Genomic DNA, 20,499 nt, shown 5'->3' on the forward strand with positions numbered 1-20,499 from the left:
TCAGCCGCGCACCGCAGCCATGCACTCGTCGTATAGGTCCATGATTTCGCCCTTGCCGTCGTTGGCGACCCACGTGATCGATGCGGCATCCAGGCACGCGAACGCCGTCGCGATCACCGCGCGGGCCTTCGCGCCCTCGTTGCCGGTAGCTGCGTTCATGCGGGTTTCGATGAGCGGCAGCAGGTCCTCCTGGAATCGCAGTCGCTTTTCGAGCCAACCGGCACGCAGCGAGGCGGTGTTGTGCAGGAGACGGAACCGCTCCAGGGTCTGTTCGCGGCTGTCATGCAGGGTCAGTACGGCAGTAACCCCTGCGCGCAGGGCCTCCCAGACGCCGACGTCGGTCGGCAGTTCGCTGATCGTGTCTGTCAGGACCTGCCCGAAGCGGTCCTGGTTGCCGCCGAGAAGGTCCTCCTTGGTGCCGAAGTAGCGGAAGAGGGTGCGCTGGGAAACGCCGGCCTCTCGGGCGATCTGGGCGATGGTCGTCTCGTCGTAGCCCTGCTCGATGAACAGGCGCAGGGCCGTCTCGAGGATCTCTCGGGAGGCCATCTGTCGTGTCCGCTCCCACAGCGTGGCCGGAGTCCTCGTCGCTGCCTTGGCGCCCTGCTGCATACCACCAGATTACCCAGCGCTGCCAGAGCGGCATGCGCCTCCCATGTGACAGCCACCGCCAACCTGGCATACGCTGCCAAGAGCGGTGGCGCGGCACCGCCCACTGCCCCACGGACAGAGCCGCTCACCCCCCCGCCCAGAAGTACGCAAAGGAGCGCATCATGCCTGCACCCACAGCTCTGATCACCGGTGGAACCAGCGGCATCGGCAAGGCGACCGCCGAACTACTCCACTCCCGCGGCTACCGCGTCATGGTCACCGGCCTCGGCAATGTCGCCGACACCGGACTTCCCGAAGACGTCACGGCTGTCCGGGCCGACGCACGGTCCCTGCCGGACATCGACCAGGCGATCGACCAGGCGCGCCGGCAACTCGGCTCCCTCGACCTGCTCTTCCTCAACGCGGGCATCTCCCGCCCCGGCCCGATCGAATCAACCGATGAAGACGCCTTCGACGCCCTGTTCGACATCAACGTCAAGGGAAACTTCTTCACCCTGCAAAAGGCACTGCCGCTCCTCAACGAGGGCGCCTCGGTCGTGTTCACCGTGGGCGCCGCCGAAGGGCTCGGGGCCGCGATGACAGCCGCCAAGGGCGCTCTGCTGCCCCTCATGCGGTCCCTCGCGCTCGAACTCGCCCCCCGCCGCATCCGCGTCAACGCGGTCAGCCCAGGACTGATCAACACCCCTGCCTACAGCAAGATGGGTGTCTCCCAGGAAATGATCGACTCCTGGGCCCGGGACGTCCCGCTCGGCCGCGTCGGCGCTCCCGCCGACATCGCCGAAGCCGTGGCCTTCCTCGCCTCGGACGCCGCCGGCTACATCACCGGCGACAACCTCACCGTCTCCGGCGGCATCGGCGTTCACTCCAACGCCTGACGAGTAATTTGGCTCTGACCTGGAAGGTTCACCGGGTCCGATGCTCAGGCTGTGGCCCGGGCGAGCCGACGGCCCGTGCGGGAAGCCGGCCCCGCCACTTCGTTCTCCACCACGGATAGATGGGCCGCCCTCCTTCCATGCCCGTGTGCTCCGCCGTGCCCTTGGAACTGACCGCTGCCGAGCGCCACCGGCTCAAGAAGATGGCCTACGGCCACAAGACCCCGCACCAGGCACGCCAGCGGGCGACGATCGTGCTCCTGGCAGCACGAGGCCTCAGCAACGCCCGGATCGCCGCCGAAACCCACCTGCACGTGGACACCGTGCGCCGCTGGCGCGGCCGATTCGCGGTCGGCCGGGTGCCCGCACTGGCCGACCGCAAGCGGTCGGGGCGGCCTCCGACGTTCACCCCGCTGCAGATCGCCGAAGTCAAGGCACTGGCCTGCCAGTTACCGGCCGAGACCGGCGTGCCGCTGTCGCGCTGGTCGTGCCCGGAACTGGCAGCCGAGCTGACCGCGCGTGGAATCACCGACAGCATCTCGGCGTCCACGGTGCGCCGCTGGCTGGCCCAGGACGCGCTCAAACCCTGGCAGTACCGCTCCTGGATCTTCATCACCGACCCGGACTTCCGCGCCAAAGCCCAGCGGGTGCTGGACCTGTACGCCCGCACCCGGCAGGGCGAGCCCCTGGGCACGGACGAACACGTCATCAGCGCCGACGAGAAGACCTCCATCCAGGCCCGCTGCCGCTGCCACCCCACCCTGCCACCGGGGCGGGCCCGAGCAATGCGGGTGAACCACACCTACGGGCGCGGCGGCGCGCTGGCCTACCTGGCCGCCTACGACGTCCACGCCGCGCAGGTATCCGGCCGCTGCGAGCCGACCACCGGCATCGACCCGTTCATGAGCCTGGTCGCCCAGGTCATGAGCCAGGAGCCCTACGCGAGCGCGAAGCGAGTGTTCTGGGTCGTCGACAACGGTTCCTCTCACCGCGGCAAGAAGGCCGCGAACCGACTGTCGGCCGCCTTCCCGAACGCGATCCTGGTCCACACCCCGGTGCACGCCTCCTGGTCGAACCAGATCGAGATCTTCTTCTCCGTCGTGCAGCGCAAGGTCGTCTCACCCAGCGACTTCACCGACCTGACCCAGGTCGGGGGCCGGCTCCGAGCATTCGAAGACCGCTACAACGCCACGGCACAGCCGTTCCAGTGGAGATTCACCACCTCCGACCTGGACGATCTACTGGCCCGGCTCGATCGACACACACCCGCCGACCGACACCAACAATCCTCCGCTGCCCTGGCAGCCTGATCAACCCCCGAAGGAATTCCAGCGCCGACCACTAAGTGCCGTCGACCCTTGAGATATGCGCTCGTCAAGCCCATCGCCACCCTTGAATCTGACGACCACCGCATGCTACCTCCGGTTCATGACCACCTTGTAGTTGAAATCGTACATCACATCATTCGATGTCCGACTGCGGTAAAAGTGCACCTGGAGTTGCCCATACGGAGTGCCGCGAGCCGCTTGGCGCCGAGGTCCGGCCCGAACCGGGCTGCGGCCACTCCGGGGGCCAACCCAGCACGGCCACCCCGTTCGGAAACGCTGCGGGGGCGTTTGGAGGAATCCCCCAAGACGCCCTCCCGGCATGACGGCAGCCGTGACAGACCGTCCGGCATGACGGCAACCGTGACAGCAACACAGGCGACCTACCGGGTATCAGGACCGTCAGAGCTGCCAGGCACGCCCTCGTCAATGACGATCAGATCCCTGAGATCCTCCACAAGCCGCCTCCCCGCCTTGCTCACAATGCCTCGGACCCACCACTTCGATTCGGGGTGGCGCGGGAATGCATCCTTGCGCAGCAAGGGCCGGAACCGAGCATCAACCTTCTCGACAGCACGTCGAAACCCTTCCATCTCAGGAAAGGCAGCCAGCTCTGAATCGCTAATAGCGCTTTCAAGGCAAGACCGCGAGGTCAACTCATCAAAATAGTCCTCAGCATCCCGCGGGTACCCGCGTTCGCAATCCGCGACGAATTCGGACCAGCTGTTCAGGAGTTCGACAGGGCTGTTGTCCCGCCAGCACCCAGAAGCCAATGTGAACTGGGTGAACGCATCCTCAAAGGATGTCCTATCCGTCATCGGCCAGCCTGTTCAAGGAAGTACTTCAGCGGATTACGAGGACGGAAGAAGGTCGTGATGTCGTTTCCATTACGCATCCCGAGCCGTCCGTCGGAGTCCAGCCGCATCAGCACACCGTCACTACGAGTAGCCTCCCTCGCCCCACTGGGTTGGACGAGGGCGGGGAACAGGATGATGCCGTGTTTGGTGGCGGTGGACAGGTAGCTGCGAATCGCGCAGAACTGACGGGCTCCGGTGAGGGTGCGTAGAAACCCGGCTACTTTCTGTCCGTAGCGGGAATCCCTGGTCGCCAATGTTCCAGGGGTTCCCGAAAGGTATGTGAGCCAGCCTCCTACCAGCTGCCCTGGAGGGTTTTCCTGAGCTTCCCGCATCGAATGGCTCGTGAACGTCGCCCACTCTGGACTCCACGCCTCGACTACGGCCCGAAAAAGGTCTCGTGCGATGTTGGATCGTACAAGCCAGCCGTGGACTCCGACGGCTCAGGCAGCTTCAGCAGAAGGCTGTTCTTGATAGAATTCGTCTCCGGATTGGCGCCGCAGTGGGCGCTGAAGGAAGCGGGCTCGGGGCTCTTGTTCCACAGTGAGACTCTGAACCCGAGCTCGGGGATGACATGACCACCGAAGTCGGTGCGATTCCGGCCAGCCTTCAGCATCGATTCCAGAGAGTCGACGCTGGTCGACACCGGGTTGCCGGAGGCTGCGGCCTTGGTCCTGCCCTTGCGGAACCATGTCGCCAAAGCCGGGTGGGCGGCGCCGAGCTGACCCAGACAGCCGGCCAGCCGTACAGCGCATTCGCCAGCCGACTCGACGCGCCCTCCCCAATAGGCCCCGATATAGCAGCGGTCCGCATTCATACAGATGGCCCAGATTGTTGTGGGATACCTCCTCCACTACTCCTTGGATATTTGTGAAATTCCCCCCAACGCCATGGAGAAGATTTTCATAAATACTCCACGGGTGACCACATCCACATCCAGCCGTTCCAGCGATGCGAGCGTCTCCGGGGCGAGATCGATCGTTGTAATTGCGCCACTTTCCGCACCACTTGGGGTTCGGAATAGTACGAGGCACCGGTAGGACCGAACGACCCCGGAACGCTCCTCTCTCATGAGCGACTGAAGAAATACCGTATCGTCTTTCACCTGTGCACGTAGCGCGTCCACCGATGTCCACCGGGTCGCCCATCCCCGGCGCTCTGCCTCCAACTGGATACCAAGCAGGACTTCAAAGCTGATCTGGCACACCCGAAAGTCGGGATCAGCCGGGCGGATCATAGGCATTGGCCATTACCCCCCATTAAGAACATCGATGCGGATTTCCGTATTCGGGTCGATACGCCCGTCGGCGATTCTCGCGAGGAGTTCGTCCCAGCGGTGATGACCGCCGAGGATCTTACCGCCACGCGAGACAAGAATTCCGTCCCCCTCGGGCGCTTCATTGATTGCATCCAGCAGTTCATCGTCACTCAGGAACTCGTGATACCACTGTGACGAGGGATCGCGAGTTTTCTGCCCTTCGACATAATTCTCGGCGAGATCACCAGCACGTTCAATTCGTGTCTCAAAACAGGCGCCGCTGTTGTGCACCAGGACGGGCGTGGTGCCGGCGAGGACGTAGTAGGTGTGGAGGGTGTCGACGGTGAGGTTGTAGACGGTCTGGGTCTGGTCGCGGTCGTGGGTGGTGGTGACGGGGATGTCGGCGCCGGTGGGGGTGCGCAGCCGGTCGGCGGAGGTGAGGTCGTCGGCGTCGACCCAGGTGTGGTGAGCATCATCCCAGAAGGGATGGTGATCGGTGGCAGTGAGGGTTTGTGGGCCGTCCGCCGTGGCGACGGTGACGTCGACAAGGTGTTTGAGGCCGTGGCCGACGATGACGGCGGTGACGGTGTGGACCTCGGTACGGCCGGTGGTGGGGTCAGTGGCCAGGACCCGGTCACCGACCTTCACCTCGTCGATGCGCTTGCGGGTGCCGTCGGCCATGAGGACCTCGGTGGCACCGTCAAAACTGTTCGGTGTCGCAGGACTCAGGCCGGCCACCGGGTAGGTCGCAGTCCTTGTCGCCCGGTCCGCAGTTGGGGGTGCCGGTGTAGCCGGCGACCTCGCCGTTGATGGCGGCGCCCGGGTCGCAGGTGTTGGTGAGCGGGGTGCCGGCGCTGGCGGCGCAGGTCTCCTGAGCCGGAGCGGCGCCCAGGCCGCCGTACGGGTCCTCGGTGGCCGCGGCGGCAGCTCCGCCGGCCGCGGCAGCGGGGAGAGCGGCGCCGGTCGGGGTGGGGCGGGCGTCGCCGATGCAGCGCACGGGTGCCTTGCATGCCTGGACGATGTACTGCCTGCCGGCGGTCTGGTCGACACTGTTGCCACCGGCGGTGAGCGGGACCGTGCCGGACGAGATCGGAGTCGGGTCGGACGAGCGGACCGCGGGGGGCAGAACCGCGTCCGAGTAGCCGTTGTAGAACGTCCCGTGGATCAGCGGCACCGGGGCCGCCTTCGGCGCCGCGGCGGGGGCGGCCGCCCGCGGGGCTGACGTGGTCGCCCGCGCGGGCGCCGCAGACCCGCCGCCGGCCGTCGACCAGGTGCCGGCCGACGTGCCGCTCCGCACCGTGGTGCCGGTCTGGGTGACGGTGCCGGTCTGGGTGACGGTGCCGGCTCGAGCAGTTGTGGTCGACTGGGCGGCGGTGATCGGCCTGGCGGCGGCCGCGGGTTGCGTGGCCGCCGCCGAACCGCCCCCGCTGTGGAAGTCGTCCCAGGCCTGGCCCGCGACGATGACGCCGAGCGTGCCGGCCGCGGCACCGAGCCCGATGCCGACCCCGGTGGAGTCCAGGGCGAGACCGGCGGTTTCGAGCAAGCCCGCGCCCGCGAGCTCGGCCGCCGGCACCGCGGCGCTGGCCAGCGTGGCGCTGGCCGCCGCGGCCCCCCCGACGACCGCGGCGGCCGCCAGCGCGGTGGTTTTCTTGATGCTGCTGAGGAAGCTGCGGCCGGTCAGGTCGTTGTAGGCGAGCGGGTTGGCACCGGCGTAGACGTACCGGTTGGCGGACGCCGCGGAGGTGAGGGCGAGATCGGCGCTGTCCCGGGAGATGAAGCTGCCGGTTCCCGGGGTGTACCAGCGGGCCTGCGCGTCCACCTTGCCGCTGGTCGGGTCGGTCCAGGAGCCCTGGTAGCCGATCCGCAGGTTGGCCGAGCCGGTCACGACCGGTGTCCCGAAGGGGTCGTAGGCCCGATTGTCGGTGAGCCCGGCGCCGTCGGTGGTGAAGGCGCCGACGACGCTGCCGTGGATGTCGGTGAGGGTCGCCCAGTTCCCGGCGGCGGTGCCGGCGCTGATGATGTCGCCGTCCGGGTCGCGGGCGTAGGCGGAGCCGTCGATGCTGGGCTCGCGGTCGAGGCCGTCGTAGACGAGCCGGGAGGTGCCGTTGCGGACGGCGAGGCGGTTCAGCCCGTCGTAGGCGAAGCTGGTCGTCGCGCCGCCGGCCGTGTCGGAGACGAGCCGGTCGAACGCGTCGAACACGGTCGTGGTCGTCGTCGCCCCGGCGACCCGCGTGTTCAGCGTCCCGCGGGCGGTGTAGCCGTAGGTCGCCGAGCCGTCGGAGAGCAGCCGGTTCCGTTCGTCGAACGACGCGGTGGCGGCGTTGACCGCGGTGCGGTTCCCCGCGGCGTCCCAGCCGTAGGTGGTGGTGACGTTGGCCGGGTTGGTCCAGGCGGTGAGCCGGTTGGAGCGGTCGTAGCCGTAGGTCTGGGTGCCGGCGCCAGCGGCGGCCGCCGGACCGATGACGGTGGTCAGCGGGTTGTCGTTGTTGTCGTAGGTGTAGGTCTGCGAGCGCAGCGTGCCGCCCGGCCCGGTCAGCGTGTCCGAGGTGGTGCGGCCCAGGTTGTCGTAGCCGAAGCTGCGCGCGGCCCCGCCGCTGCCGTAGGCGACCGAGGTGAGCTGGCGGGCGTCGTCGTAGCTGAGGGTGCGGGTCCCGCCGGTGGCGGCGGCGCCGACGGTGGTCAGGTCGCCGCGGGCGTTGTAGTGGAAGTCCGAGTAGCTGCCGGAGTCGGCCCGCCGGGTCATCCGGCCGTTCTGGTCGTACTCGAAGGAGGAGCCACCGCCATCGCCCGTGACGCCGGTGACCAGGCCGCGGTCGTTGTAGCCGAAGGACTGCGAGCCGTACGGGTGGTTGATGCTGGTGAGCTGGCCGACCAGGTCGTAGTGCAACGTCCGGGCGGCCGCCGCCGCGCCGCCGCCGGAGCCGGACTCGGCGGTGAGGCGGCCGAGCTCGTCGAAGGTCCGCGTCCGGGTGACCCCGCCCGGTTCGACCAGGCTGACGGGCAGCCCGCCGGCGTCGTAGGAGGTCTGCCAGGTGCGGTCGGCGAGGTTCGGGTAGGCGGTGGTGGACGGCTCGATCGTCTTCTCGGGTAGGCCGAGGCTGTTGTAGGTGGTGACGGTGACGTTGCCGCGTCCGTCGGTCAGCCGGGTCGCGTTGCCGGCGGCGTCGTAGCCGAGGGCGGTGGTGGTCGTCGTGGTGGCGGTGACCGGTTCGACGAGGGTGCTGACCCGGTCGAGGGCGTCGTAGGTGCGGGTGGTGGTCCAGCCGTCGAAGTCGGTGGCCGAGGTCGGGTTGCCGGCCGCGTCATAGCCGGTGGAAACGGCTCGAAGCTGGGTGTCGGTCGGGGAGGACTGCGCGGCGGTGGTCGGCCGGCCGGCCCGGTCGTAGGTGATCCGGATGCTGCGGCCGAGCGGGTCGGTGACGGTCGCCGGCCGGCCGGCGAGGTCGTAGGTGTGGTGGGTGAGCTTGCCGAGTTCGTCGTGCTCGTCGACGAGGGCCCCGGTGGCGTCGTAGCTGCCGGTCCACATCGCGCCGGAGGGGATGTTCGCCGGGGTCAGGATCCTGGTGACGTCACCGGCGTCGTCATGGTCGGTGTAGGTGGTGAAGGTCGCGGCCGGGGTGCGCTCGGTGCGGGTGGTGGCCCAGACCCGGTCGTGGTCGTCGTAGGCGTAGAAGGTCCACACGCCGTTCGCGTCGACGAGGGACGTCGGGTTCGAGGCGTCGTCGTAGACGATCCGGCTGACCCCGGCGACGGCCGCGCCCGTCGCCTGGGGCTCGGTGACGGCGACCGGCCGGTTCAGCGCGTCGTAGACCGTGGTGGTCGTCTGCCCGCGGGTGTCGACGTGGGTGAGGGGGTTGCCGTTGTGGTCGTAGGTCCAGGACTCGACCGGTGCGATCGCCGATCCGCCGGGCGGGGTGTAGGACGGACCGATGGCCTGGGTGGGCCGGCCGAGGGCGTCGTAGGCGGTGGTGGTGACCTGCCCGCGCGGGTCGCGCTGCTGGGTGATCTCCCCGAAGGTGTCGTAGCCGAGATCCGCGGCCGGACGCTGCGCGGCGGGCGCTCCCCCGTTCTCCTCCACCTGCACCGACGGCGCCTTGACCTGGGTGATCGCGCCGGCGGCGTCGACCGTGGCGTTGCTGACGTAGGCCGCGTCGGGGGCGCCGCCGGCCACGTAGCCGCGGGGATCCGCGCCGCCGGTGACGAACCCGCGCTGGTCGCGCTGGTAGGTGGTGACGAACGTGGTGGTGCCGTCGCCGAACAGGGTCTGCGACGTCAGCCGGGAGGCGTCGTCGTAGCCGAAGTCGGTGCGCTCGGTCGCGGACGTGCCGGCCGCGCCGAACACCGCCGAGGTGACGTCGTCGTTCGCGTCGTAGGTGTAGTCGACGGTGCGGGCGAGCCCGGCCGGGTCGACGGTGCTGCGGGTCAGTCGGCCGGCGGCGTCGTAGGTTCCGTTGACGGTCGCCAGGCCACCGCCCGTGGTCAGGGAGTTCGGGTTGCCCGCGCCGTCGTAGGAACGGTCGACCAGGACGATGTCCCGGGCGTTCGCGCTCGACAGCGTGCCGGTGGCCAGGTCCGGTGGCCGGTAGCCGACCAGGATGTCCTGGCGCGGCAGGTCGTCGAGCCAGTAGGTGTGCCGCGTCGTGCGGCCCAGCGCGTCGGTGACGGTGGCCAGCCGGTCCGCCGGGTCGTAGGCGCGGGATTCCAGCACGACGTCGCGGGCGGTGCTGTGGGCGACGGGGTCGTCGACGAAATCCTTGAGGGTCCTCGTCGCGAGCAGGTTGTGCGCCGTGTAGGTGTAGGAGGTGACGGCGCCGACGGTCATCGAGGTCTGGCGGTCGTCGCCGTCGTAGGCGTAGGTGGTGGTGCGGGTGGTGTCGCCGCCGGTGGAGTCGGAGACCGCCGTCTGGGTGGGGCTGCCGTTGAGGTCGTAACTGTTGGTCGTCACCCGGGTGTGCGTCGTCCCGGTGATCGGGTTGGCCACGCCGGGCTCGGTGACGGTGAGGACGTGGGAGAGCTTGTCGTAGGTGTAGGTGGTGGTCAGCCCGGCCGGGAAGGTGTCCGAGGTCGCCTTCGAGGTGAGCTCGCGGCCCAGTTCGTCGTAGGTGTAGTCGCGGACCAGCCCAGCCGGGTCGGTGTCCCGGCGCAGGTCCCCCTTGCTGTCGTAGGCGTAGGTCGTCGTCTTCCCGCGGGCGTCTGTGGACGAGGCGAGCAGGCCGCGCGGCTGGGTTCCGCCGCCGATGGCCGTCTCCGTGCCGACCGTGAAGGCCGCACTGGTCGTCCGCCCCGCGGGGAAGTCGGGGGTGGCCGGGGTCCGGGTCCCGGTCACGTCCCCGGCGGCGTCGTAGGTGTAGGTGGACTTGTAGGTGTCATCCGTCGGCGCGGCCGAGCGCGCGCCGCGGACCGCGGTGACCAGGTCGTTGCGCGGGTCGCCCGGGGCGCCGAGGAAGTAGTCGTAGTACTCGGTGTTCGGCCACAGGGTGCCGTTCAGGTTGAGCCGGACCGTCGTGCGGGCCCTCACGTTGCCGCGGTCGTCGGTCTGCAGCATGAGGACGTTGCCGTTCTCGTCCGTCACCTGGGACAGGAATCCGCGGTTGTTGTAGGTGAACCGGCGGTCTCCGGTGGCGTCGCGGTGCGAGATGAGCTGGCCCTGGGCCGAGTACTCCCAGTCCTCGTCATGAGCGCGCGGGTCGATGATCCGCACGATCGTGGTGGGGCTGGTGGACAGGACGCTGTAGGTCGTGCGGTGGCCGAGGCCGTCCTCCCGCCAGGCCACCGTCCCGTCGGCGTTGTAGCCGATCTTGGTCTCGATGTTGCCGCGGGGCAGCGTAGTCTGCGCGAGCTTGCCGTTCGCGGCGTAGGAGTAGGTGGTCGGCGTCGAGGTGTGCGGGGCGGTGACCGTGGTCAGGCTGCTGCCGGTGTAGCCGTAGGACCAGGTCAGCGGTCCGCCGTGGGCGGCGACGGCGGCGGTCGAGACCGAGGCGACGTGGTTGCCGTCGCCGGTCCAGGTGAAGGTCAGCGACCGGCTCGTCGTCGCGTTCGTCACCGATGTCAGCCGGGAGTTGCCGTCGTAGCCGAGCTGGAGTGCCCGGCCGGCCGCGTCGGTGATCCCGGTGAGGCGGCCGTCCGAACGGAAGGAGTAATGGGAGCCGTTCTTCTCGCTCAGGACGGTCGCGGCGGTGGCGGTGATGTTGTCGATGCGCCCGGCGCCGGTCCCGTCGGCATACGGGCCGGCGCGGCTGCCGTAGAAGACGGCCGGGTCCTTCGCGGACAGGATCTGCGTGCCGTTGCGCAGCACACTGATCGAGGGGCCGTTGGTGAGGATCGTGAGGGTGTCCGCGGCGGTGCAGCACAGCCCGGCCGCGTCGGCGACGGTGGTGTCCACCCCGTCCACCCGCTTGATCAGCCGCCAGGTGTTCGAGGACGGCAGCGCGACGAGCCGCCAGTAGTTGTTCACGTCGGCGACCCGGAAGGCCAGCCCGGTGCCCTGCTGCGCGACGGGCTCCGTGAAGCTGATCGACCCGTCGGCGGCGGCGCCGATGGTGGCCAGGTTGTGCCCGGTGGCACCGGAGGCCAGGTAGGCCGCGTTGCCGCTGGTGCCCCAGGTCCCGGCGAGGTTGACCCAGTTCTCGCCGTCGTCGGTCGAGCCGAGCCCGGTGGTCGAGTCCGGGTTGGTGATGGTGTCGCGGTGGGCGTCCGCGGTGATCAGCAGCGAGTCGATCCGGCCGGAGCCGGTGCCCTGGGCGTAGAGGCCGGCCCTGGTCGCGGTCGAGAACTGGCTGTCGCTGGTGGTCGCGACGACCCGGTCGTTGCGCAGGATCGACAGCAGGCCGCCGGACATGCTGATGCCGTAGGTGTCGGTGGTGGCGCAGCAGGCGTTGGACGCGGTGAGCACCGTCGTCTCCCAGCCGCCGACCCGTTTCGCCACCACCACGGAGTTCGACGACGGGTTGATGTACAGCAACCACATGTTGTCGATGTCCTGGACCCGGAAGGCGATGCCGATCCGGTCCTGCAGAACGGGGGCGGTGAAGCGGATCGTGCCGTCCGACGGCGCCGGAATGACCGCGACGCTGCGGAACCAGCCCCCGGCGGTCGCCAGATAGGCGGCATTGTTGGATAGGCCCCAGACACCGTCGAGGATTTGCCAGCTCTCGCCGGAGTCGGTGTTTCCCATGGAGGTGGCGGAGTTCGCCCCGGTGAAGGAGGCCACCCGCGGCGCCGGCGCCTGCAGGAACGAGTAGTAGCCGCGCGGGGGCTGGTAGGAGCCGTCACTGTTGCGACCGAACCGGGCCTGCCGCCCGTCCGGGTAACGAATCTGAACGTTGCCCTGACCGGCGGAATCCGGGACGGCGGTCATGTCGTAGTCGGAGGTCCAACCGGTCCCGAACAGCCCGTCCGCGGTACTCATGCTGTTGTAGGTGCGGGCCACGCTCTCCCCCGGCCCGGTGCCGTCCAGCGAGGCGTCGGTGACGGTCGAGGCGTAGTTCTGGGTCAGCGGGTGCACCCCGCCGACCGCGGGGACATAGGCGTCTCGCCCGAGGTCCGACTGGGTGGGGGGCTGGTCGACGACGGGGCTGAGCGCGAGTGGCGACGTCCACAGGCTCTGGTTCGCGCCGTCGCTCACCTGGCCACGCCAGTAGTAGATCTGGTCCCAGTTCAGCGCCCCGGCCGGGGGCAGCCAGGTGTTCGACGCCTGTGGACCGGACGTCCAGCAGGCGCCGGAGTTCGCGTCGGTCCCGGTGCAGATCTGGAACGAGTAGCTCAGCGGGCTCGGGCCGTTGTCCGGGTCGACCGCGGTCAGGCTCAGGGGCGGCCGCACGCTGGCGACCTCCGAGCCGGACAGCGGGGACACGTTGCTGATGTATGGCGACTGGTTCGTCGGGTTCGACAGGATCAGCGTCGTGGCGTACTCGGGAATCCCCTGGTCGGAGAACCAGGACGTGCCGGCCTCCTCCATGTCCCAGCGGATCGTGTAGGTGCCGGGAGAAAGGCCGGCCAGGCTGACGGCGGCGGGCAGGTCGATCGTCTGGCCCGAACTGACCGACGTGGGGAGGTTCGTCTGGACGCCCTGGTGAATCACCTCCGTGGTGTTCGCGGCGTTGTAGATGTGATACGAGAGTTTGTAGTTGCCGTTCGCGGGCCACAGTGTCTGACCGGTGTTCTTCAACCGGACGGTGATCTGCCCCGGCGTGGTCGTGGTCGGCTGGGTGGTCCAGGTCGGGTTCCCCGACGGATAGGAGTAGGTCACCCCGTACGGGGTCCACGCCATTTCCAGGCGCGGCCGGTAGTCCGAGTCCGGGGTCGCCGGATTGCACCAGCAGTCGTCGGAGAAGAACTCCTTGTACCACTGACCGTCCGTGTCCGACGTCACCACGGCGAGGCCGAAGTTCGCGTTCGCGTCGTGCGTCCAGTTGTTCACGAGGTTCGTCAGCCGCGAGTCGCCGTCCCCGATGAACTCCCAGGACGCGCCGCAGGCGGGCAGCGAGTCGTCGTGCGCGAAGGACTTCTGCGCGACCTCGTCGCCGATCGTGGCGCCGGGCCACGTCATGTTGCCGCCGTACCAGGGGATGGTGACCCGGCGCAGGCTCACCGGATGCGGCGTGCATCCGCTTGCGGAAAGCCGGTTGACCATTTTCACGTGGGCGTTGGTGACCGTCGCGTTCGTCAGCGAGGACTGGCCCGGGAAGCTGAGGTAGCCACGCACCACGTCGGAGCCCACGACGCCGGACTTGATGACGAGTTCGGAGGCATAGTTGGTGCTGGGATGGGCTGAGGAGACATAGGTGTCGTCGGCCCCGGCGATCAGGGTGGACACGTTCGGGTCCACCCGGACGGGATAGACCCGGTCCTTCGCCGCCAGCCAGTCCTTGTCCAGGTCGACCTGGAGCGCCTGCTGGCCGTTGGACAGCGTCACGAGGCTGTAGGCGACCCCGTCCGACGATGCCCGGAACCCCTGCGGGGACGTCCGGCGGGAGTCCTCCATGGACCCCGGCGGAATGACCGCCCGCACCTCGCCGCTGCCGTCCGAAAGCAGCACCTTCCGCCCGTCGACCTTCGCCGTCAGGCCGGTGAGCGTCAGCGGGTACGTCCACGTCGTCGGTGCCTGCGCCGAGCGGAGAACCAGCACCTCCTTGAGCCCGTCGGCGGTCGGCCCCAGTTCGAGGTCGGCGGCGTCCCGCACCCCGGCGTACGTCGCCTTCGACCCGTCGACCGTGGCCTGCGCACCCTGCGCCTGCGCGATCCCGAACGCGAACGAGGTGTCCGCGTCGAGCTGGAGCTTCCCGAGCTGGGCGTCGTCGGCGCGCGGCGCGACCTCGGTCGTCGCCCGGGCGGACCGGGCGTGCAGCCGCCCCCGGTCGCCCGGCACCAGGGCGGTGTCGATGCCGACCCAGGTGCCCTTGGCGTCCTTGAAGCGGTCGGAACCCATCGTCGTCTCGGCGGTGAACGTCCCGTCCGGGTTGTGGAACACCTCCCGGGACTCGGTGCGCAGGCTCAGCACCTCGACCCGGCCCGCCTGCGGCTTCAGTTCCCGGCCCGGCTCGCGCGCCGGGGCCGTCGTCTTGGAGTCGCCGAATCGGGCGGTGGTCATCGCCTCGGGCGCCGTGGCCGCTCCGGTGGCTCCCGCAGCCGCACCCGCGGCCCTGGGGCTGCCCCCGACCGGAGTCCCCGCCCCGGCCGCCGGCTTCTGCGAGACGAACGGTTTCACCGTCCGGCTCGTGGCCGGCGTCGCCGTCGTCGGCACCGTCCCGGCCAACGGCGGGACGATTGCTCGCAGCTTCGCGGGATCCGGCGCCGCCACCGACTGCGTCGCGCTGGTCGGGACCGCCGCGCCTCGACCGGCGGCGCTGCCCGACGAGCTCTCCGGCAGCTTCGTGTCGCGGAAGGGGTTCACGTCCGCGATCGGGCGAAGGTCCGGACTCTGGACCCGGTTCACGACCGTGACGGCGGTCAGCACGACGGCGACGACCAGCCCCAGGGCGATCAGGCTGCGGCGGAGCCGAGAGGTTCGCCGACGACGGGGACGGAATCCGGGGGTGGGCGCAGGGGCGGGGAGGTGCCGGCCAGACATGACTGCTCCGAAGATCCGTGGGGCGCGAAGACCTTGCGTGAAGACCCACCGCGACCGGTACTCCGGGCATCAGGGAAGACGGCAGGTGACCCGCGCGTGAAGGCGCGCGGCGGCGAGGGAGAAGAGGACAGCGAAAGCCGGCGGCCGGGATCAGCGCGGGCCGATAACCTGCCCACCGCCGGGTGGCGAACGGCGGGCAGCGGGGTGAAGGGAGGAGAGCGGAACGGCGGTCAGCCGGGGCGCCGGGGGCCCGCCCGCCGTCCGGGGCGGCCGGCCCAGAATCCGGACCGCACCATTTCACCCGACCTCACGAGAGGGTAGGCGGCCTGTTCCCAGGCGATGGCCGGAACTCGCCGGCAGGCACTGAAAAGAAACCCGCCAGCAGCTATGAGCCGCAGCCGATGATGGAATGCAAAGACGTCTGGAGATGCCTGCATCACATCAGCTCCATCCACTGGGGCAGGAAACAAGGAACCGGTACGGGCGCAGCCTCCGAGGGGAACGGAGGCCGCGCCAGATCACCAAAGATGACGGTCGGCGAATCGGAAGGCAATGAAAATGTCTTCGTTGTCGGGCTCACCGGACGCCGAATCTTCCGTTACCGCCGGAGCTTCGGGCGGAGAAGATGGTACTGATTCTCTCCGTCACCGCATCACCCCCATTTTCCGGAAGTAGGCGACGATGCCCCTGCCCGATGTTCCCGACAGCGTCACCGGCCTCAAGCGGGACCAACTGCTGAACGGCTATGTCGGCCTCGCCGAGCGAGTCCTGCAGAAGCTGGACATTCAGCTCAGTCGGGATCGTAGAAGCGCGAATCCCTCCGCGCAGAACGGCACGCTGACCGCGGGACACACCTCCACCAGTCGGCGTTGGCACGAGCTGTACGCCGAGCTCAGCACCATCAGCAACGACACCACCGTTCGAAACGCACTGCAGACCGCGGTGACCCGCGTCAATACTCTGGAACGGGATGTGCTTACGGCCCTTCCCGCCGCGGGCGCCCCAACCCCGGCGGCAGGGCCGCTCGGCGCGCCCGGCCTCGCCCTGCTGACGAGCGCCGTCGGCATCGTCGACGGGCTGGCCACCGCCCTGCACCAGCCGAACGGCGAGGCCCAGGCGGCGAAGCTGTTCGGGCCGAAGAACGCAGCCGCGGTGTTCGACCGTTTCACACAGATCGTGGACGTCCTCCATCGCCTTCTCGCTGCGACAGACCCGAACGCGGTCGGCGCTGCTGCTGGCTTCGTACCTGATCCGGCGCTCCCCGCCAACATCGGGGCGCTCGCCATCGGATCAGGTCCCACCGGCTTCATCCGCGTGGGTCTGCCGGCGCTCGCGCGCACCGCCGCCGAACTGGCGACGGATCTGGTGCACGAGGCGTCGCACCTGCTTACCGTCCAGCCCACCATCGACTTCGCCTACCGGACGCGGGGCACGCTGTACCTCCTCGACCCGGAACTCGGGTTCCACAACGCGCCGCACTATGAGCAACTCGCCTACGATCTGGCCAACCCGGGGGCCAAGCCGCAGCCGGCGCCCACCGGCACCATCGACGACCTCGCAACCGCCGTACTGCGGTCCAAGGTCACCCGGGCCTGGGCCCGCTCGTCGAGCCTGCGCAATTACACCGATTCTTACCGCTCGGAAGTCGCGGACCTCATCGGTGCCCGCATCGCAGCGGTCGGCTCCCTTCTCGCGACCGCTCTGTTCGAGGACCTTGCCGCCTGTACGAATGCCCTGCAGGACGCGGTGAACGGCACCTTCACCCTGACGCTCGGTGCCGGCCCCTCCGCCCTGGTGGCCACCGTCAACGGGACCACGGTCACCATCACGAACACCGTCACCACCCCCGCTCAGGCGGCTGACATCGCGATCGACCTTCTCGCCGGACAGGCGCGCTCGGCAGGAGTGTCCGGGTTACCTCAGGCCGCGCTGACCGCCTTCATCCGGGACATCGAGCGATACGACAACCCCGACCAGCGCCCCCGGCTGGCGGCCTTCTACGCCAAGTTCGGAGCCCGGCAGATCGTACGCTGACCACGGCAGCGCTGGGCACCCGCGCCCAGCGCGGATCTCAACGCGGTCTCGCGGACGCGCAGTATCGAGGCCACCGGCGCGGACGAGATCATGGCGATCTCCAACATCCACGACCCCGAGGACCGGCGCAACTCACTGCGGCGCCTGGCGTCGGCCGTACTCCGTTGACGTCGTTACCGTATTCCGCACGCTGGCCGCCTACCTCCTCGCTGTCAGGCGGCGAGCCGAAGGGGGAGCGTCTGCAGCCCGCGGATGATGCTCTGGTTTCGGTATGGCGGCGTGCTCCCGATCAGAGCGAGCTCGCTGGTGCGCTCGAGAAGCAGACGAAAGATGATCTCCGCCTCCATGCGGGCCAGGGGGGCGCCGAGGCAGTAGTGGATACCCGTCCCGAACGCGAAGTGGCGCGCGGCCGGGGTGGATCCCGCCGCGTAGCGGGCGACCAGGAAGCGGTCCGGCTCGTCGAACGCGTCCGGATCGCGGTTCGCCGAGCCGACGAGCAGCATGGCGCCCTCACCGCGGCGGAACTCCTGTCCACCGACCTCGGTGTCGCGCAACACCGTCCGCGGGATGAACTGCACCGGAGAGTCGTGGCGCAGCATCTCCTCGACCGCGGCGGGGATGAGACCGGGGTCCGCGCGCAGAAGTGCCAGCTGGTCCGGGTGCTGCGCGAGGGCGAGGACCCCGCCGCCGATAAGGTTGACCGTCGTCTCATGCCCGGCCACCAACAGCACGGCACAGAGCGCGAGGACCTCGCTTTCGGTCAGCGCATCCTCCCCGAGGTGGATCGCGACGAGCTGGCTGACGAGATCGGTGCCCGGCCTGACCCGAACGCGCGCGACGAGGTCCCGGAAATAGGCATCCAGTTCCCGGGCCGCCCGGCGGCGCTCGGAGATGTCATCGGGAGTCAGCAGGAAGTCCGGATCGATGCCACGAATCAGCGTCTCCGCCCATTCGCCGAAAATCTCCTCGTCCGCGGCCGGGACGCCGAGCAGTCGGCATATCATGCGGGTCGGCACAGGCCGGGCCAGTGCCCTGATCGCGTCGATCTCACCGGCCTCCAGCGCCGCATCCAGCAGCCCGGTGACGAAGGACGTGATGTCGGGGGCAAGCTCGGCGATGGTGCCGGGAGTGAACGTACCGCTGACCAGTCGACGCAGCCGCGTGTGATCTGGCGGATCGGACCGCAGGAGCGACTCCAGCCCGTCGTCGGCGTCGCCGTCGGGACGGAAGGGACTGATGTTCTCCTTGTAACCGTGCCCGAAGGCGGGGTCCTGGAGGACGGCGGCGGTGTCGCCGTGTCGGGTCACCAGGGTCACCCGGTGGCCCGCCATGTCATACCCGGCCAACGGGTCGGCCTCGCGGATGGCTCGGTAGGTGGGGTAGGGATCGACGCGGCGCGCGGCGTCGAAGGCCACCAGCAGCGGCGAGCGCCGCTCGCTGGCCGGGTTCGAGGTCGAGGCGGTGGCCATATCGGCAACTCCTTGTCTACGCGTGCGTGTTCGCCGTGGGCCCGCACCGAGGAAAGAACTGGACCTGCGAGACAGCGTGCACCGGTAACATCACCCGGTCGGGTCGTTGCCAGCCTGCGAATCTCCAAGGAATTTTCCGCCGACGGATTTCCTCAATATTGTGGCTACGCCCGTTCGGTCATGTCAAATAGGCTTTCCGAATCGACCGATCGATTCGACCCAGGATCCTGATGTTGCGGCTTTTCGCTGCTCGGATATTCCGCGACAGCGCCGAGTGTGATGTCGCATCCGGCCGGAGCAAGAGCTCGCGTCGACAGGCGACATGCACCCCGCTGCTCGTGGACGCAGCCCGGCCGTGTCGGCACCGTCTCGGAGACAGGTGGTTCTGGAGGACTGCTGTCGATCCTGATCTTCCGAGCCGTGTCCAGAGATGGACAGGAGACTGCCCGCGCCGGCGCTCCCGTTGCCGCGATTGCCCGTCGCCCCTGCCGACCCGCGATCACACGGAGTCACCCTCCGTACACCACGCCGCTGGACGTGAGCGACCTCAACGGCGCCTACCCGGATCGGGACGAGCGTGGGGCTCCAATCGTTTACCCGAGGCCGCGGGTGGCGTCATCCCGCTTGTGGGTGGTGGACCTGCGACGGTCGGCCACTGCCTTGGCGGCCTGGACGAACGCGGCAGTCGCCCCGACCGGCTTCGTTCCGGCCACGCGATCAGCAAAACGCCCGGCAGACGTCGCTACAGTCGAGTGAGATCGATCTTTACCGGAAAAGGTGCGGCCGCATCGACGACACCCGTGAAGACCTCGCCGTCACGGTAGGTTCCGGTTGCCGGGTCGAGGACGTAGGTGTGGACGACCGGGACGCCGGCGGGGGGCTGCTCGACCCGCCAGTAGTACGAGATCCCTGCCCTCGCGTACTGCTCGGCCTTGACGATCCGGTCAGTCGTCTCCGAACCCGGCGAAACGACCTCGACAACGAGCAGAATGTGCTCGGGACGCGCCGGCATGATGTCGATCGTGTCCGCGCGATACACAACGACGTCCGGGCGCCGATTGGTCAACGGCACGTCCTGAAGCCGAACATCGAAGTCGAAGTCTGCGTTCCAGTCCGGCCCGGCGGCGGCTTCCAACGCAACCGCGAAAATCTTGATCAGTCGGTTGTGCCGTTTGGACGCGCTCGGGCTCACGATCACCATCCCGTCCACGATCTCGATGCCCGCGCACTGCTCGACGGACCAGGACTCGTACTGCTCCGCCGTGACCTGCTCGTGCATCCATGCAGGGGCGATCATCTCCGCAGTGATGGCGCATCTCCCTCCTGCAACCCGACCGGCCTGATTCCTCCGTACCAGCGTAGCGCCGTCCCGTCTGCGTCTTGACGTGGTCGCAGGCGCGCCGTGCACGCTCGCGCCGTTCTCGCTGTCAGCCGTCCACGGCTACGGCGCGCACGGGAAGGTGCCCAGGCCGCGGACCGACGCGGGCAGCACGGTGAGGTGGATGGGCTCGCCGTCGGGCAGCTCGTCCAGGGTGGTGAGTTGCTCGACGATCGGCCCCCCGGCGGCTGCCACATCCGCCGCGCCAACCCCCGCGACGCCGCGGTCGCCGGCGACGTACGGCTGCACCGCATGACTCAGACGCGGTGCCGTCTACGGTCCGCCGCTACCACCCGGCGTTCTCGACGACGACGGCGCTGGCCGCGGCCTGATGTTCACCTTCATCGGCGCCCATCTCGGCCGGCAGTTCGAGTTCGTCCAGTCCGAATGGATGAACAACGGTGTCTTCTTCGGCGCTGGCGACACCCGAGACCCCGTCCTCGGAACCCACGACGGCACCGCCGGGCTGATCATCCCCCGACGGCCGCTACGGCGGCGCCTGTCACCCCTGTCGCGGTTCGTCACCACCCGCGGCGGCGAGTACTGCTTCCTGCCAGGGCTGCGCGCACTGCGCTGGCTCGGCGACCTGATCGACTAACGCACCCGGCAGGCGAACGCCAACCCACCGTGT

The 20,499-nt window shown here is 68.9% G+C and carries 12 protein-coding genes; 4 read left to right on the top strand and 8 right to left on the bottom strand.

All coding sequences use genetic code 11. The features are described from left to right. Window positions 1-609 carry a TetR/AcrR family transcriptional regulator gene (locus tag AC5R91_RS07285; protein ID WP_495396384.1) on the bottom strand — a complete coding sequence of 203 codons (609 nt, stop codon included), beginning with the start codon at window positions 607-609 and terminating at the stop codon, window positions 1-3. 161 nt (window positions 610-770) lie between these two features. Here AC5R91_RS07285 and AC5R91_RS07290 point away from each other — a divergent pair, with 161 nt between their 5' ends. After that, a complete protein-coding gene (locus AC5R91_RS07290; RefSeq protein ID WP_495396385.1) occupies window positions 771-1,484 on the top strand; it encodes an SDR family NAD(P)-dependent oxidoreductase in 714 nt (237 codons plus the stop codon). 155 nt (window positions 1,485-1,639) lie between these two features. Then, window positions 1,640-2,791 (top strand): IS630 family transposase, encoded by a 1,152-nt coding sequence (locus AC5R91_RS07295; protein WP_495396386.1) that lies wholly within the window; start codon window positions 1,640-1,642, stop codon window positions 2,789-2,791. Between the two features lie 829 nt (window positions 2,792-3,620). Here the strand turns inward: AC5R91_RS07295 and AC5R91_RS07300 are convergent. From AC5R91_RS07300 to AC5R91_RS07315, 4 genes are all read right to left on the bottom strand, one after another. Next, entirely contained in the window at window positions 3,621-4,067 is a 447-nt protein-coding gene (locus tag AC5R91_RS07300; protein ID WP_495397909.1) for an Imm52 family immunity protein, read from the bottom strand. Beyond that, window positions 4,040-4,477: an Imm52 family immunity protein gene (locus tag AC5R91_RS07305; RefSeq protein WP_495396387.1), complete on the bottom strand. Its 438-nt coding sequence runs from the start codon at window positions 4,475-4,477 to the stop codon at window positions 4,040-4,042. The genes AC5R91_RS07300 and AC5R91_RS07305 overlap by 28 nt, the downstream gene beginning before the upstream one ends. 432 nt (window positions 4,478-4,909) lie before the next feature. Next, a complete protein-coding gene (locus AC5R91_RS07310; protein WP_495396388.1) occupies window positions 4,910-5,599 on the bottom strand; it encodes a polymorphic toxin-type HINT domain-containing protein in 690 nt (229 codons plus the stop codon). 19 nt (window positions 5,600-5,618) lie between these two features. Beyond that, entirely contained in the window at window positions 5,619-14,987 is a 9,369-nt protein-coding gene (locus AC5R91_RS07315) for a DNRLRE domain-containing protein (RefSeq protein WP_495396389.1), read from the bottom strand. Between the two features lie 681 nt (window positions 14,988-15,668). Between AC5R91_RS07315 and AC5R91_RS07320 the strand changes: the two genes are divergently transcribed. Beyond that, the gene (locus AC5R91_RS07320; RefSeq protein WP_495396390.1) at window positions 15,669-17,021 is read left to right on the top strand and encodes a hypothetical protein; all 1,353 of its coding nucleotides are present in this window, start codon (window positions 15,669-15,671) and stop codon (window positions 17,019-17,021) included. Window positions 17,022-17,233: 212 nt separating this feature from the next. On the opposite strand, the gene AC5R91_RS07325 is transcribed toward AC5R91_RS07320, so the two are convergent. The 3 genes from AC5R91_RS07325 to AC5R91_RS07335 form a co-directional block, all read right to left on the bottom strand. Beyond that, complete coding sequence (locus AC5R91_RS07325; protein ID WP_495396391.1) at window positions 17,234-18,490, bottom strand: cytochrome P450; 1,257 nt, start codon at window positions 18,488-18,490, stop codon at window positions 17,234-17,236. Between the two features lie 742 nt (window positions 18,491-19,232). Continuing rightward, window positions 19,233-19,787 (bottom strand): Uma2 family endonuclease, encoded by a 555-nt coding sequence (locus AC5R91_RS07330; protein WP_495396392.1) that lies wholly within the window; start codon window positions 19,785-19,787, stop codon window positions 19,233-19,235. A 144-nt stretch (window positions 19,788-19,931) separates the two neighbouring features. Further along, window positions 19,932-20,117, bottom strand: a complete 186-nt coding sequence (locus AC5R91_RS07335) for a hypothetical protein (RefSeq protein ID WP_495396393.1) — start codon at window positions 20,115-20,117, stop codon at window positions 19,932-19,934. 82 nt (window positions 20,118-20,199) lie between these two features. Here AC5R91_RS07335 and AC5R91_RS07340 point away from each other — a divergent pair, with 82 nt between their 5' ends. Beyond that, complete coding sequence (locus AC5R91_RS07340; protein WP_495396394.1) at window positions 20,200-20,466, top strand: hypothetical protein; 267 nt, start codon at window positions 20,200-20,202, stop codon at window positions 20,464-20,466. The last annotated feature ends 33 nt before the right edge of the window (window positions 20,467-20,499 follow it).

It is taken from the genome of Frankia sp. BMG5.60 (genome assembly GCF_059428125.1).

Coding starts and splice junctions, on each gene's coding strand:
- AC5R91_RS07330 (WP_495396392.1), bottom strand. CDS start 19,787: ATGATCGCCCCTGCATGGATGCACGAGCAGGTCACGGCGGAGCAGTAC.
- AC5R91_RS07315 (WP_495396389.1), bottom strand. CDS start 14,987: ATGTCTGGCCGGCACCTCCCCGCCCCTGCGCCCACCCCCGGATTCCGT.
- AC5R91_RS07340 (WP_495396394.1), top strand. CDS start 20,200: ATGTTCACCTTCATCGGCGCCCATCTCGGCCGGCAGTTCGAGTTCGTC.
- AC5R91_RS07290 (WP_495396385.1), top strand. CDS start 771: ATGCCTGCACCCACAGCTCTGATCACCGGTGGAACCAGCGGCATCGGC.
- AC5R91_RS07285 (WP_495396384.1), bottom strand. CDS start 609: ATGCAGCAGGGCGCCAAGGCAGCGACGAGGACTCCGGCCACGCTGTGG.
- AC5R91_RS07310 (WP_495396388.1), bottom strand. CDS start 5,599: ATGGCCGACGGCACCCGCAAGCGCATCGACGAGGTGAAGGTCGGTGAC.
- AC5R91_RS07305 (WP_495396387.1), bottom strand. CDS start 4,477: ATGAATGCGGACCGCTGCTATATCGGGGCCTATTGGGGAGGGCGCGTC.
- AC5R91_RS07320 (WP_495396390.1), top strand. CDS start 15,669: ATGCCCCTGCCCGATGTTCCCGACAGCGTCACCGGCCTCAAGCGGGAC.
- AC5R91_RS07325 (WP_495396391.1), bottom strand. CDS start 18,490: ATGGCCACCGCCTCGACCTCGAACCCGGCCAGCGAGCGGCGCTCGCCG.